Origin of the sequence: Streptomyces subrutilus, assembly GCF_008704535.1 — a bacterium.
Classification (GTDB): Bacteria; Actinomycetota; Actinomycetes; order Streptomycetales; family Streptomycetaceae; genus Streptomyces; species Streptomyces subrutilus.
Map to the genome: position 1 here is coordinate 5,621,587 of NZ_CP023701.1, position 13,846 is coordinate 5,635,432.

The 13,846-nt window shown below is 73.8% G+C and carries 11 protein-coding genes; 6 read left to right on the forward strand and 5 right to left on the reverse strand.

Annotation, left to right across the window (positions count from 1 at the left end; translation table 11 throughout):
• Nucleotides 1-31 precede the first annotated feature (31 nt).
• Complete coding sequence (locus tag CP968_RS24900; RefSeq protein WP_150520123.1) at nucleotides 32-1,993, forward strand: TerD family protein; 1,962 nt, start codon at nucleotides 32-34, stop codon at nucleotides 1,991-1,993.
• Between the two features lie 264 nt (nucleotides 1,994-2,257).
• A complete protein-coding gene (locus tag CP968_RS24905; protein WP_150520124.1) occupies nucleotides 2,258-3,247 on the forward strand; it encodes a TerC family protein in 990 nt (329 codons plus the stop codon).
• Nucleotides 3,248-3,268: 21 nt separating this feature from the next.
• Here the strand turns inward: CP968_RS24905 and CP968_RS24910 are convergent, their stop codons facing one another.
• The 3 genes from CP968_RS24910 to CP968_RS24920 all read right to left on the reverse strand — a co-directional run bounded on the left by CP968_RS24910 (nucleotide 3,269) and on the right by CP968_RS24920 (nucleotide 6,151).
• Nucleotides 3,269-4,561 carry an MFS transporter gene (locus CP968_RS24910; RefSeq protein WP_150522106.1) on the reverse strand — a complete coding sequence of 431 codons (1,293 nt, stop codon included), beginning with the start codon at nucleotides 4,559-4,561 and terminating at the stop codon, nucleotides 3,269-3,271.
• 233 nt (nucleotides 4,562-4,794) lie between these two features.
• Nucleotides 4,795-5,451, reverse strand: coding sequence for an MBL fold metallo-hydrolase (locus CP968_RS24915; protein ID WP_150520125.1), 657 nt, complete (start codon nucleotides 5,449-5,451; stop codon nucleotides 4,795-4,797).
• A gap of 10 nt (nucleotides 5,452-5,461) precedes the next feature.
• The gene (locus CP968_RS24920) at nucleotides 5,462-6,151 is read right to left on the reverse strand and encodes a maleylpyruvate isomerase family mycothiol-dependent enzyme (RefSeq protein WP_150520126.1); all 690 of its coding nucleotides are present in this window, start codon (nucleotides 6,149-6,151) and stop codon (nucleotides 5,462-5,464) included.
• Between the two features lie 229 nt (nucleotides 6,152-6,380).
• Here CP968_RS24920 and uvrA point away from each other — a divergent pair, with 229 nt between their 5' ends.
• On the forward strand, nucleotides 6,381-9,395 hold the full coding sequence (uvrA, locus tag CP968_RS24925) for an excinuclease ABC subunit UvrA (protein WP_150520127.1): 3,015 nt from the start codon (nucleotides 6,381-6,383) through the stop codon (nucleotides 9,393-9,395).
• A gap of 121 nt (nucleotides 9,396-9,516) precedes the next feature.
• Here the strand turns inward: uvrA and CP968_RS24930 are convergent, their stop codons facing one another.
• Entirely contained in the window at nucleotides 9,517-10,395 is an 879-nt protein-coding gene (locus CP968_RS24930; RefSeq protein ID WP_150520128.1) for a carbohydrate kinase family protein, read from the reverse strand.
• A 102-nt stretch (nucleotides 10,396-10,497) separates the two neighbouring features.
• Between CP968_RS24930 and CP968_RS24935 the strand changes: the two genes are divergently transcribed.
• On the forward strand, nucleotides 10,498-10,929 hold the full coding sequence (locus tag CP968_RS24935; protein ID WP_150520129.1) for a Rieske (2Fe-2S) protein: 432 nt from the start codon (nucleotides 10,498-10,500) through the stop codon (nucleotides 10,927-10,929).
• A 31-nt stretch (nucleotides 10,930-10,960) separates the two neighbouring features.
• Here the strand turns inward: CP968_RS24935 and CP968_RS24940 are convergent, their stop codons facing one another.
• A complete protein-coding gene (locus CP968_RS24940; protein ID WP_150522107.1) occupies nucleotides 10,961-11,875 on the reverse strand; it encodes a hypothetical protein in 915 nt (304 codons plus the stop codon).
• Nucleotides 11,876-12,364: 489 nt separating this feature from the next.
• On the opposite strand from CP968_RS24940, the gene CP968_RS24945 reads away from it, so the two are divergent.
• Together CP968_RS24945 and CP968_RS24950 are read left to right on the forward strand one after the other, a co-directional pair.
• The gene (locus CP968_RS24945; RefSeq protein WP_150520130.1) at nucleotides 12,365-12,997 is read left to right on the forward strand and encodes a papain-like cysteine protease family protein; all 633 of its coding nucleotides are present in this window, start codon (nucleotides 12,365-12,367) and stop codon (nucleotides 12,995-12,997) included.
• Nucleotides 12,998-13,002: 5 nt separating this feature from the next.
• Nucleotides 13,003-13,800 carry a hypothetical protein gene (locus CP968_RS24950; RefSeq protein ID WP_150522108.1) on the forward strand — a complete coding sequence of 266 codons (798 nt, stop codon included), beginning with the start codon at nucleotides 13,003-13,005 and terminating at the stop codon, nucleotides 13,798-13,800.
• Nucleotides 13,801-13,846 lie beyond the last annotated feature (46 nt).

Consider the following 13,846-nt stretch of genomic DNA (forward strand, 5'->3'; position numbering starts at 1 on the left):
GAGGAGAAGGCACACGGGGGAGGGCTGCACGATGACGGCCGAACTGGTCCGGGGGCAGAACCACCCCGTGTCCCACAGCCGGGTGGAGATCAGGGTCTCGGCGGGCACGCCCGTGCTCGCCCTGGCCGCGCTCGCCGACGACGCGGGCCGCTTCTCCGGTCCCGAGGCGCTGGCGCACCCGGGCGCCCCGGCGCTGCCCGGGGTGCTCGCGCCCGGGGCCCCCGCCGAACGGCACACCCTGCCCGTGGACCTCGACGCCGTACCGGCCGCGGTCCACACCGTCCGGGTGGTGCTCGTGCTGCCGCCGGGCGGGCCGGTGCGCTTCGGCGCCGTACCGGCCTCCCACGTGGCCCTGGCCGACCCCCAGGGCGCCGAGACCGTCGGCTACACGCTGACCGGGCTGGACGCCGAGACCGCCGTCGTGGCCCTGGAGCTCTACCGGCGCCAGGGCGGCTGGAAGGTCCGCGCGGTCGGCCAGGGATACGCCGACGGACTGGGCGCGCTCCTGACCGACGGCGGCATGGCCGCCGCCGAGGCCGTCGCCCTGGCCTCCGCCGCGCTGCGGACCGCCCCGCGCACCGGCGGGGGCGACGTCACCCTCGCCGCCGTCCCCAGCCTGACCGGCGACCTGCGGGCCCCGCGGAGCCCCGACGGGGCGCCGGCCGGCGCCGCGGAGCCGCCGGAGCCGCTCCCGGTCCCCACGAGCCCGTACGCCGGTGCGCCCGGCGCCGTGCCCGGCGGCGGCGGTGACGGATCCCCGGCCACCATCAGCTACGCCCACCCGCGCCGGCGGCGCACCAGCACCGAGCCGCCCGAGCCGGACCCGCGGGCCGCCGCGCCCGCGGAGCCCGGGCAGCCGCCGCGGCCCGTCGCGGGCGACGCGAGCGGCTGGTCGATGGAGGAGCGGCTCTACAACCAGGTCTGGGGCATGTTCGAGGACCTGGCCCGCTCGGTCGCCGCCTACCGCAGCGCCGCCGACTTCGCCGACTCCCGGATGGACCGCGAGCTCGACGAGGCGCTCTCCGACCCGCGCAGCCGCCTCGGCGGCTCCGCCGACGCCGCCCGGGACGCCGCCCGGGCCCGCCACGACGAGCTCGTGGCCCGGGCCCGGGCCGTCCTGGACCGCGACCTCGTCCAGCTGGCCGCCGAGGCCGAGGTCGTGGAGCCGGCGCTGCCCGCCGCGTACGCCCGCTGGGACAACCCCGTCTGGCACGGCCACCGGATGCCCGAGGAGAGCCCGCTGGCCGTGCGCCTGGGGGACCTCCTGCTGCCCGAGCGGCCCGACCTGGCCATCCCCATGCTGGTCCGGGTGCCGCTGGAGCGCGGGCTGTGGATCGACAACGGCCGGACCGGCTCCGAGGCCGCGATGGCCATGGACACCGACCGGCTGCGCCGGGCCGCCATGGACATGGCCGTCGCCCTCGTGGTGCGGATGCTCGCCGTCCACCCGGCTCACCGCCTCAACGTGCACGTCATCGACGCGGCCGGGGCCGGGGCCGCGTCCCTGGCCCCGCTGCTGCGGGCCGGGGTGCTGGCCGCGCCGCCCGCCGCCGGAGCCGCCGGGGTCGGCGCGATGCTCGACGGGCTGACCCGGCGGGTGGACCTCGTCCAGATGGCGCTTCGCGCCGGCGCCCCCGAGGACCTGCCGCCGGACGTGGACACGGCCGCGCAACTGCTGCTCGTGCACGACTTCCCGCACGGCTTCGACGACCGGTCCGTCACCCGTCTGCGCTATCTGGCCGACGAGGGCCCCCCGGTCGGCGTGCACCTGCTGATGGTCGCCGACCGTGACGAGGCCTCGGCCTACGGGCCGCTGCTCGACCCGCTGTGGCGCTCGCTGATGCGGCTGTCGCCCGTCCCCGACCAGCACCTCGCCGATCCCTGGGTGCAGCACGCCTGGACCTTCGAGCCGGACCTCCCGCCGCCGGGCAGCCGCGTCCTCGACCAGGCACTGGACCTGATCGCGCGGGCCCGGCGCGGCAGCCGGCCCTGAGCGCGGGGCGGCGACCGCCCGCCGCCCCGAAACCACCCGATGACCGGCTCTTGGGACTCTCTTTACCTTTTCGGGGGTCCCCGGGTACCCTGGTGAGCGCGGAGGGGAGTATTCCTGCTTTCCTGCTACGGCGTGCCCGTCAATACGGACTGCAATCGGTCCCGGGGCGCCGGCCCACGGCCTCCTGGCCGCCCGGGTGGAAGAGACCTCCGGCAGCGATGACGCTGACGTAGTCCTGAGCCATCCGCCGGAGGCGCGTACATCATGGAAGTTTCCTGGGCCCTGTGGGCACTGACCATCCTCGGTCTGTCCCTGCTCATCGGCGCCGATTTCTTCATCGGCCGCAAACCGCACGACGTATCGATCAAGGAAGCGGGCATCTGGACGGTCGTCTGGATCGTCCTCGCCATCCTCTTCGGCCTCGGCCTGTGGGTCTTCGGCAACGGCCAGGCCTCGGGCGAGTTCTTCGCGGGCTTCATCACCGAGAAGTCACTGAGCGTCGACAACCTGTTCGTCTTCGTCCTGATCATGGCGAAGTTCGCCGTCCCCTCCCACCTCCAGCAGCGCGTCCTGCTGATCGGCGTACTGATCGCCCTGGTGCTGCGCGCGATCTTCATCGCGGCCGGCGCGGCGATCATCGCCAGCTTCTCGTGGGTCTTCTACATCTTCGGCGCGTTCCTCATCTACACCGCCTGGAAGCTGATCCAGGAGGCCCGCAAGGACGAGGACGACGAGGAGTTCGAGGAGAACCGCCTCCTGAAGTCCGTCGAGAAGAGGTTCGGCGTCGCCGACCGCTACCACGGCACCAAGCTCTTCATCCAGAGCAACGGCAAGCGCATCCTGACCCCGCTGATGGTCGTCATGCTCGCCATCGGCACCACCGACGTGCTGTTCGCCCTGGACTCGATCCCCGCGATCTTCGGCCTCACCCAGGACCCGTACATCGTCTTCACCGCCAACGCGTTCGCCCTGATGGGTCTGCGCCAGCTGTACTTCCTCATCGGCGGTCTGCTGAAGAAGCTGGTCCACCTCAGCTACGGCCTGTCGATCATCCTGGGCTTCATCGGGGTGAAGCTGGTGCTGCACGCGCTGCACGAATCCGGGGTGCACGTCCCGGTGATCTCGATCCCGGTCTCGCTGGGCGTCATCTGCGGTGTCCTGGTCATCACCACGATCACCAGCCTGATCGCCTCGAAGAAGCAGGCGGCGGCCGAGGCCGCCGCCACCGAGAACAGCAAGAGCATCGACGCGTGACGCGTCACGCGTGACGCGTGCCTAGGCGGGGGCGGCCGATTCGGCCGCCCCCGTCCGCGTGCGCAGGAGCGCCGGGGCGGTCTCCGGGAGCAGCGCGAAGCAGCCCAGGCTCAGCAGGCCGATCGCGCTCAGGTACACCGCGACCCCCCACGGCGGCCCCGCCCCGTCCGCCAGCGCCGTGGCCACTATCGGGGTGAGCGCCCCGCCCAGCACCCCGCCCAGGTTGTAGCCCACCGCCGCGCCGGTGCAGCGGATCCGTGGCGGGTACAGCTCGGGGAGGTACGCGCCCACCACCGAGAACATCGTCACCATGCCGATCAGCGCGACCGTGAAGCCCAGGACCATCAGCACCGGATCGGCCGTGCGCATCAGGGCCACCAGCGGGAACATCCACAGCGCGCTCGCCGCGCAGCCGATCAGGCACAGCGGGCGCCGCCCGTAGCGGTCGGCGAGCACGGCCATCAGCGGGGTCGCCACCCCCATCACCGCGACCGCGGCCATGATGCAGCCCAGCACCGTGGTGCGGCCCACCCCGAGCCGCTCGGTGGCGTAGGCGAGGGACCAGGTGGTGACGGCGTAGAACGAGGCGTACCCCACGGCGAGCGCCCCGCCGGTCAGCAGGACCAGCCGCCAGTGCCCGCGCACCACCTCCGCCAGCGGCGCCTGCGCCCGGCTGCCGGACGCGGCCAGCTCCCGGAACTGCGGGGTCTCCTCCACCGTGCGGCGCAGCCACAGCCCGGCCAGCGCCAGCAGTCCGGCCGCCCAGAACGGGACCCGCCAGCCCCAGCTCGTGAACTGGGCGTCGCTCAGCAGCGCGGACAGTGCCAGGATGATGCCGTTGGCCAGCAGGAACCCCACCGACGGGCCGATCTGCGGGAAGCTCGACCACAGGCCGCGGCGCCGCTCGGGCGCGTGCTCGGCGGTCAGCAGGACGGCGCCGCCCCACTCGCCGCCCAGGCCCAGGCCCTGGAGGAAGCGCAGCAGGAGCAGCAGGAAGGGCGCGGCGACCCCGATCGAGTCGTACGTGGGCACGCAGCCGACGGCGACCGTGGCCGCCCCGGTGAGCAGCAGGGAGCCGAGGAGCACCGGCCGGCGGCCGTAGCGGTCGCCGATGTGGCCGAAAACCACCGAGCCCAGTGGGCGGGCGAGGAAGCCCACGGCGAAGGTGGCGAAGGCGGCCAGGGTCCCGGCGAGCGGGGAGAACGACGGGAAGAACAGCGGGCCGAGCACGAGGGCGGCGGCGGTTCCGTAGACGAAGAAGTCGTAGAACTCGATGGCCGTGCCGGCGAGCGAGGCCGTGGCCAGCCGCAACATGCCGGGCCGCTCCGGGCCGGCGGCGCCGTCCGCCGCCGGCTCCGGGTGCTCAGGGGACGCGCGGGGCTCGGGGGACGGTGGAGGCAGGACGTCGGAGGGGGTCGGGGAGGGGTCTTGTCGCATGGTGCAGCAAATACCCCACCCCCGGCCCTCAGGTCAGGCGTTCGGTCACGAACGACCGGAACGAGTGTGACAGGTACCGGAGTTGACGGCGCGCGGGACGCCGCCGGTCCTCACCAGCCGCGTGCGCGCCACTCGGCCAGGTGCGGGCGCTCGGCGCCGAGGGTGGTGTCGGCGCCGTGTCCCGGGTAGACCCAGGTCTCGTCCGGCAGCCGGTCGAAGATCTTGTGCTGGACGTCGTCGATGAGGCGGGCGAAGGCCTCCGGGTCGTCGTGGGTGTTGCCGACGCCGCCCGGGAAGAGGCAGTCGCCGGTGAACACGTGCGGGTGGCCGTGCGGGTCGTCGTAGACGAGCGCGATCGAGCCGGGGGTGTGGCCGACCAGGTGCCGGGCGGTGAGCTCCACCCGGCCCACGCGCACGGTGTCCCCGTCCGAGACGGGCACGTCGGTCGCCACCGGGATGCCCTCGGCGTCGAGCGCGCCCGCGTACGCGGTCGCACCGGTCCGCTCCACCACGGCCCGCAGGGCGCCCCAGTGGTCGGCGTGCCGGTGGGTGGTGACGACCGAGGCGATGCCGTCGTCCCCGATCAGCTGCAGCAGCGTCTCCGCCTCGGCGGCCGCGTCGATCAACAGCTGCTCGCCGGTCGCCCGGCAGCGCAGCAGGTAGGAGTTGTTGTTCATCCCGCCCACCGCGACCTTGGAAATCATCAGGTCCGCGAGTTCGTGCACGTCGGCCGGACCGCCGACCTTCACCGCTCCGCTGTACGTCATGCCGGCAATCCTAGAGCGGGGGGAGGACGGGCAGGGGGCCGCCCGTCGAGGTCAGGGAGGCGCCCTTGTCGCCGCGGCCCGCGAGCCAGGCCAGGATGCCCGCGGGGGTGCCGGAGACGGTGACGCCCGGCTCGCCGGCGGAGCCGGTGCGCCAGGTCCGCCCGTCGGACGCGGCCAGGGCCACGGGGGGCACCTCCGGGCGGGTGGACCAGCGGTCGGCGAGGAACTCGATCTCGCGTCCGGTGAAGTCCCCGGGAAGATCGGCGAGCTCGTAGCCGATGCCCAGGTCGACGTGGTGCAGCTCGACCTCGACCAGCCGGCGGAAGGGCACGTGGGCGGCGAGGTCGGTGACGCCGTTGCGCAGCTCGACCGTGCGCGACCAGTCCTGGGCGGGCTCGGTGGTGGCGAGGAACCGGTCCCAGGAATCACGGAGGTCCGCCAGGTGTTCTTCCAAGGGTCGGGCGCAGTCGCGCTCGATGTCCGCGTCGCGGGCGGTGGCGCTCTCGTACATCGGGCGCCCTTCGAAAACGTTGACGAGTGCGTCCGCGTTGCGCGCGAGGTGGGCCAGGACGTGGCCGCGCGTCCAGCCGGGGAGGTGTGACTCCTCGGCGAGCGCGGCGTTGTCCAGTTTCGCCACTGCGGTCAGCAGTCGCCCGGTGGCTTCACGTACAGATCGCAGGTCGTGCACATGATCAGTCATGACGCCGAGCCTAATGGCTCGGGTGGCGCCTCCACACGATCGGGTTTAGCGGTCGGCGGAGTGCCGTAAATCGAATGTGCGTGCTATACGCTCGGAAGTCCACCGACCGGGTGCCCGGCCGCTCCGCCGACCGGGTCCCACCACTCCTACAGTCCATCGCAGCGGCGCCCCCCCTACCCTGGGACGGGGGCCCCGTGCCCCCGCTCTCTCAAGAAAGGTGCGGACCGGCGTGACCGACCGTCTCATCGTTCGTGGCGCTCGCGAGCACAACCTCAAGAACGTCTCGCTCGACCTGCCCCGCGACTCGCTCATCGTCTTCACCGGACTCTCCGGGTCGGGCAAGTCGTCCCTGGCCTTCGACACCATCTTCGCCGAGGGCCAGCGCCGCTACGTCGAGTCGCTCTCGTCGTACGCCCGACAGTTCCTCGGGCAGATGGACAAGCCCGACGTGGACTTCATCGAGGGCCTCTCCCCGGCCGTCTCGATCGACCAGAAGTCGACCTCGCGCAACCCGCGCTCCACCGTCGGCACCATCACCGAGGTCTACGACTACCTCCGCCTGCTCTTCGCGCGCATCGGCAAGCCGCACTGCCCCGAGTGCGGGCGCCCGATCTCGCGCCAGTCCCCGCAGGCCATCGTCGACAAGGTGCTCGCGCTGCCCGAGGGCAGCCGCTTCCAGGTGCTCTCGCCGCTGGTGCGCGAGCGCAAGGGCGAGTTCGTCGACCTCTTCGCCGACCTCCAGACCAAGGGCTACAGCCGGGCGCGGGTGGACGGCGAGACCGTCCAGCTCTCCGAGCCGCCCGTGCTGAAGAAGCAGGAGAAGCACACCATCGAGGTGGTCATCGACCGCCTCACCGTCAAGGACAGCGCCAAGCGCCGGCTCACCGACTCGGTGGAGACCGCCCTCGGACTCTCCGGCGGCATGGTCATCCTGGACTTCGTCGACCTCGCCGAGGACGACCCCGAGCGCGAGCGGATGTACTCGGAGCACCTGTACTGCCCGTACGACGACCTGTCCTTCGAGGAGCTGGAGCCGCGCTCCTTCTCCTTCAACTCGCCCTTCGGCGCCTGCCCCGAGTGCACCGGCATCGGCACGCGCATGGAGGTGGACCCGGAGCTGATCGTCCCGGACGAGGACAAGTCCCTCGACGAGGGCGCGGTCTCGCCCTGGTCGCTCGGCCACACCCGGGACTACTTCCAGCGCCTCGTCGGCGCGCTCGCCGGCGAGCTGGGCTTCCGCACCGACATCCCGTGGGCCGGGCTGCCGCAGCGCGCGAAGAAGGCCCTGCTCTACGGGCACAAGACGCAGATCGAGGTGCGCTACCGCAACCGCTACGGCCGCGAGCGGGCCTACACCACGGCCTTCGAGGGCGCCGTGCCCTTCGTCAAGCGGCGGCACTCGGAGTCGGAGAGCGACGCCAGCCGCGAGCGCTTCGAGGGCTACATGCGCGAGGTGCCCTGCCCCACCTGCGAGGGCACCCGGCTCAAGCCGATCGTGCTCGCGGTCACGGTCATGGAGAAGTCCATCGCCGACGTCGCCGCGATGTCGATCAGCGAGTGCGCGGACTTCCTCGGCCGGATGCGGCTGGACGCCCGTGACAAGAAGATCGCCGAGCGGGTGCTCAAGGAGGTCAACGAGCGGCTGCGCTTCCTCGTGGACGTCGGTCTGGACTACCTCTCGCTCAACCGCGCCGCCGGCACCCTGTCGGGCGGCGAGGCCCAGCGCATCCGGCTGGCCACCCAGATCGGCTCCGGCCTCGTCGGCGTGCTGTACGTCCTGGACGAGCCGTCGATCGGCCTGCACCAGCGGGACAACCACCGGCTGATCGAGACCCTGGTCCGGCTGCGCGACATGGGCAACACGCTCATCGTCGTCGAGCACGACGAGGACACCATCAAGGTGGCCGACTGGGTCGTGGACATCGGCCCGGGCGCCGGCGAGCACGGCGGCAAGGTGGTGCACAGCGGTTCGCTGAAGGAACTGCTGAAGAACACCGAGTCGATCACCGGCCAGTACCTGTCCGGCAAGCGGTCCATCCCGCTGCCCGACCTGCGCCGGCCGGTGGACCCCAAGCGCCGGCTGACCGTGCACGGGGCCAAGGAGAACAACCTGCGGGACATCGACGTGTCCTTCCCGCTGGGCGTGCTCACGGCCGTGACCGGCGTGTCCGGTTCCGGCAAGTCGACCCTGGTCAACGACATCCTCTACACCCACCTGGCGCGCGAGCTGAACGGCGCCCGCTCGGTGCCGGGCCGCCACACGCGGGTGGCGGGCGACGACCTCGTCGACAAGGTGGTCCACGTCGACCAGTCGCCGATCGGGCGGACCCCGCGGTCCAACCCGGCCACGTACACCGGTGTCTTCGACCACGTGCGCAGGCTGTTCGCGGAGACCATGGAGGCGAAGGTGCGCGGCTACCTGCCGGGTCGCTTCTCCTTCAACGTCAAGGGCGGCCGCTGCGAGAACTGCTCCGGCGACGGCACGATCAAGATCGAGATGAACTTCCTGCCGGACGTCTACGTCCCGTGCGAGGTCTGCCACGGCGACCGGTACAACCGGGAGACGCTGGAGGTCCACTACAAGGGCAAGTCCATCGCGGAAGTCCTCGACATGCCCATCGAGGAGGCCCTGGACTTCTTCGAGGCCGTGCCGACGATCTCGCGGCACCTGCGGACGCTGAACGAGGTGGGGCTGGGCTACGTCCGCCTCGGCCAGTCCGCGCCCACGCTGTCGGGCGGCGAGGCCCAGCGCGTGAAGCTGGCCTCGGAACTGCAGAAGCGGTCGACGGGCCGGACGGTCTACGTCCTGGACGAGCCGACGACGGGTCTGCACTTCGAGGACATCTCGAAGCTGATCAAGGTGCTGTCGGGGCTGGTCGACAAGGGCAACACGGTGATCGTCATCGAGCACAACCTCGACGTCGTCAAGACGGCGGACTGGGTGATCGACATGGGCCCGGAAGGCGGCTACGGCGGCGGGCTCGTCGTGGCCGAGGGCACCCCGGAGCAGGTCGCGTCGGTGGGGGCGAGCCACACCGGCAAGTTCCTGCGGGACATCCTCGGCGCGGACCGCGTCTCGGACGCGGCGTCGCCCGCGGCGAGCGCGCCGGCGAAGAAGGCGCCGGCGCGCAAGGCCCCGGCGAAGGCCGCGGCCAAGAAGGCGGCGCCGGCCAAGAAGGCGGCGGCGGCCGCGAAGAAGGCGGCGCCGGCCAAGAAGACCGCGACGCGGGCCCGCAAGGCCTAGGCCGACGGGTGCACGGGCCGCTCAGCGGCCCATAGCAGGGAGGGGGTCCGGCCGGGTGGCCGGGCCCCCTCCGGCCGTCCGGGGTGCCGGCAGCTCTGCCGGACGGGTGCGGGGCGCGGGGTCAGAGCTCCGTCGCGTACGGGGGTTCGGCGCCGATCCGGGTGCAGGTCAGGGCGGCCGCGCGGGCGGCGTACGCCAGCACGTCGGGCCAGTCGGCCGGGACGCCGCCGGGTGCGCCCGCGAGGCGGTGCAGCAGGGCCGCGCTGACGGTGTCGCCCGCCCCGATGGTGTCCGCCACGACCACCGAACCGGCTGGAACCGAGTGCTCCGCGCCTTCCCGGGTCCAGACCGTCAGCCCCGCCGCACCCCGGGTCAGCACCACGGCCGACGGCCCGGCCGCCAGCCAGTCGGACACGCGGCCGCCCAGCCAGTGCGCGTCCTCCTCCGACAGCTTGAGGATCGAGGCGCAGGGCAGCAGCCGCTCCAGGAAGCGGGCGCGATAGGCCACCGGGTCCGCGATCAGGGCCGGCCTGATGTTGGGGTCCAGCAGGGTCAGCAGGCCGCGCCCCGACTCCCGGCGCAGCAGGGCCTCGTAGGCGCTCGCACCCGGCTCCAGGACCAGGGAGCAGGTGCCGAGCGCGAGGGCCCGTGCGCCGTCCGGGAGGGCCGGGGGGAGGGTGAAGAGCCGGTCGGCCGTGCCCTCGACGTAGAAGCCGTACGAGGCGGAGCCGTCCGGGCCCAGCGAGGGCACCGCGAGGGTGGTCGGCTCGGGCCCGCGCTGGACCAGCGAGAGGTCCACGCCGGCCGCCCGCAGCCCGGCCAGCAGGCTCTCGCCGAAGCCGTCCGCCGAGACCCGGGAGCAGAACGCGGTCGCGGCGCCGAGCCGGCCCAGCGCGAGGGCGGTGTTGTACGGGCCGCCGCCCGGCCGGGGCAGCAGTGCGCCCGGGGGCCGGGCCGCGGGCACCAGGTCGATGAGGGCTTCTCCGCCGACGACGATCACGCGGGGGAAGGTACCGCATCGGACGGCGGTATCGTCGGTCGGGCCGGTGCCCTGGCCGGGCATCGGGCCGAGCCCGTACCGCACCCCCCCCAGGAGACCCGCATGTCCGCGTCGCAGCCCGCCGCCCGCCGTACCGTGCTCAGGGGCGCCGCCGCGCTCGCGGGGGCGGTCGGGGCCGGACCGGTGCTCGCGGCCTGCTCGACCGCGACCGGCACGGGCGGCAACTCCCCGGCCGTCCCGACGGCGCCGGTGGAGCTGGGGGCGGTGGCGGAGGTGCCGGTGGGCGGCGCGAAGCTCTTCCGGGAGAAGAAGCTGATCGTCAGCTGCCCGGCTGAGGGGCAGTACAAGGCGTTCAGCGCCCAGTGCACGCACGCCGGCTGCGTGCTCGACAAGATCGTCGAGGGCGAGGGCAACTGCCCCTGCCACGGCAGCCGTTTCGACACGGGCACCGGCGCCGTCCTGCGCGGCCCCGCCACCGACCCGCTGCCGGCCGTCCCGGTGCGGGCGGAGAACGGCCGCCTGATCGCGGGCTGACGCGCGGACGCGGCCGCGGGGCCTGCCGCCCTCAGGCCCACTCCCAGGCGATGCCGAGGATGCCGCGCCGTACGGTCTGCTCCACCAGGTGCACCGCCCGGTGCCGGCCGCTCGGTGTCAGGTCCGCGAGCCCGGTGTGCGGGGCCCGCGGACCGGAGCGGGCGAAGCGCCGGCAGCGCACCGGCAGGGCCGCCTCGTCGAAGCGGACCTGGAGCATGTACTGGCCGCCCGCGTAGCTGAAGCCGCGCACGTACTCGCCGCTGCGCGCGCCCGTGCCGTCCTCGACGCCGTAGCCGAAGACGTACGTGTCCCCGCGCCGCAGCCGCGCGTCGAACAGCAGCTCCGCCACCACCACTCCCGCCGCCGGGTGGCACCGCACGCGCCCGGTGCGGCAGTTCTCGTACGCCGTCACCCGCACCCGGGAGGCGTCGCAGCCCGGGTCGCCGTGGTGGACGACGAGGTAGCGGTCCACCCCGTCCCGGTGGGCCCGGACGATCTGCTGCGATTCGCGGGACCACAGCTCGCCCGCCGGGCCGATGCGCACCCGCTCGTGGTGGCCGACCGAGTGCAGGCCGCCGTCCGGCGGCAGGTCCAGGGCCTCCACGAGCCGCTCCACGGCGGCGCCGACGCTCACCAGGGCCCGGTACGAGCGCGAGGCGGGGCGGGCCGGGCCGGGCGCGGACTCGGGGCCGGTGAGCAGCCGCAGCAGGGCGCCGTCGGGGAGTTCGAGGATCTGCTCCAGCGCGGTGACCGCCCGCAGGGACTCGGCGTGGCGGGGGCGCCGGGCCCCCTGCTGCCAGTAACTGAGGCTGGTCACGCCGAGCTTGATGCCGCGCGCGGCGAGCCGGTGCTGCACCCGGTGCAGCGGGAGGCCGCGGGCGGCGAGGGCGGCGCGCAGGGCGAGGTGGAAGGGGCCGGCGTGCAACAGCCGCCCGAGCTCGGGCACCCCGGCCCTGCCCGTGAGGCCGTCCGCACCGGCCGTGCCCGTCGGGTCGGCGGCCCCGGCCCCGGCCCCGGCCGCGCCCGCGGCGCTCTGCGCGGCTCCGGCGCCGGCCGTCGCGTCCCTCGTGTCCGTGGCGCGCGGCGCGTCCGTGGCGTTCGCCGGATTCGCGGCGGCCGGCGCGTCCGGCGGGTCGGAGCCGCCGGCCGGGCGCCGCGGATGCGTCGTGCGCGTCGTCCTGCCCGCCGGGTCCCCGGTCGGCCCCATGGCGACTCCTCTGTGAACGTTCACACGGGCCGGCGCGGGGGAGGGCGCCGGCGGCTCCGGGGGACCAGGTGAAACGGCGGCAACCGTTCACACCCCAGCCCCACCGTTCACACTGCGATGTCACCGTGCATTGAACCGTGTTGACCTGATCGCGACAACACCCCGATGCTCCTCCACAGCGTCCGGACGCGCTCCTCCACCCCCACTCCCCACCTCGGGAGGAACGCGATGCGCCATCCCCACCGGCGGCATACCCTCGCCGCCTTCATCTCCGCCCTGCTCCTCGTCCTGCCCCTCGGCATCGGCACCGCCGCCGCTGCCGGGACCGGCACGGGCGCCGGCACGACGACCGTCGGCACCCCCGGCGAGCGTGCGGCGCTCGCCACCAAACGCCTCGACATCACCATGCAGGCGCAGCAGAAGACGAACTGGTGCTGGGCCGCGGCCGGCAACACCATCGCCACCTGGTTCGGCCGCACCTACAGCCAGAACCAGTTCTGCAACGCCGCCTTCAACCGCCAGCAGGGCTACGACTGCCCCAACAACCAGGCCAGCCTGGCCAACGTGCAGACCGGCCTGCGCTGGGCGGGCGTCAACTCGGGCTCGTACGTCACCGGCTGGCTCCAGTACGCCACCGTCCAGACCGAGATCAACGCCAACCGCCCCGTCGAGACCCGCATCCAGTGGTCCAACGGCGGCGGCCACATGCACGTCCTCTACGGCTACGACACCGCGAGCAACTGGGTCTACTGGGGCGATCCCTGGCCCTCCAGCGACCGCTACAACTGGGCCTCCCACTCCTGGTACGTGAACAACAGCACCTTCTCCTGGACCCACTCCCTCTACCGGATCGGGGCGTGACCGCCATGACCCTGCGCGCCTCCGCCGCCGCCGCGGTCCTCGCGGCCACCGCCCTCCTCGGCCTCGCCGGACCGGCGTCCGCGGCCCCCGTGCCGCAGCCCGCCGCCGCCACCGCCGAGGTGCTGGACGCCGCCGGCCGGGCCGCGGCCGCCCCCGACTCCCTCGCCACCGTCTCCCGCTTCTTCGCCCGGGAGGGCCGGGTATCGGTCGCCGCCGCCCGGCCCCGCATCGAGGGCGGCGCGGTCCCGGTCCACTACCTCTCCCCGGACTTCGTCGCGGGCAGGGCCGGAGCCCCGGTGGCCCGTCTGGAGTTCCTGGCCAGCAAGGCCGTCTCCGCGGACGGGCAGCAGGCCGCCCTGTGGACCGCCCGTACGGAGGCCGGCTGGCAGGTGGTGAACATCGCCACCGGCGACGACGAGTTCCGCTACGCGCAGCTGGGGGCCGCGAAGCTCCCGGGCGGGACCGTCTTCCGGGAGCCGCAGATCGACGCCTGGTACGTGTCCGGGGGCAACAGGGTGCTGCCGCTGGACGAGGACGCCGTACGGGCCGTCGGAGCCGGCGGCACCACGCTCACCGGCTACCGCGACCGGGTCGTCGCGGCGTACGCCGACAAGCTCCCGGGCTCCGCCTACGCCGAGGGGGGCATGGCCGGAGGCTTCGAGGAGGGGTCCCCGGCGGCCCCGGCCGCCGCGGAGCCCGGATCCGGGGCGGCGCTGGCGGCCGGCGGCGCCGGGGCGCTCGCCCTGGGCGGCATCGGGGTCCTGGCCCTGCGCCGCTCCCGGCGCGCCGCAGCCGCGGCGTGACCCGCTGACCGGGGGCCCGGGCCGGCTCCCACCCCGGGCCGGGCCC

What these genes read in the sequence shown, in the direction of transcription:
- CP968_RS24900 (WP_150520123.1), top strand. Translation starts at nt 32, where the DNA reads ATGACGGCCGAACTGGTCCGGGGGCAGAACCACCCCGTGTCCCACAGC.
- CP968_RS24905 (WP_150520124.1), top strand. Translation starts at nt 2,258, where the DNA reads ATGGAAGTTTCCTGGGCCCTGTGGGCACTGACCATCCTCGGTCTGTCC.
- CP968_RS24910 (WP_150522106.1), bottom strand. Translation starts at nt 4,561, where the DNA reads ATGTTGCGGCTGGCCACGGCCTCGCTCGCCGGCACGGCCATCGAGTTC.
- CP968_RS24915 (WP_150520125.1), bottom strand. Translation starts at nt 5,451, where the DNA reads ATGACGTACAGCGGAGCGGTGAAGGTCGGCGGTCCGGCCGACGTGCAC.
- CP968_RS24920 (WP_150520126.1), bottom strand. Translation starts at nt 6,151, where the DNA reads ATGACTGATCATGTGCACGACCTGCGATCTGTACGTGAAGCCACCGGG.
- CP968_RS24935 (WP_150520129.1), top strand. Translation starts at nt 10,498, where the DNA reads ATGTCCGCGTCGCAGCCCGCCGCCCGCCGTACCGTGCTCAGGGGCGCC.
- CP968_RS24945 (WP_150520130.1), top strand. Translation starts at nt 12,365, where the DNA reads ATGCGCCATCCCCACCGGCGGCATACCCTCGCCGCCTTCATCTCCGCC.
- CP968_RS24950 (WP_150522108.1), top strand. Translation starts at nt 13,003, where the DNA reads ATGACCCTGCGCGCCTCCGCCGCCGCCGCGGTCCTCGCGGCCACCGCC.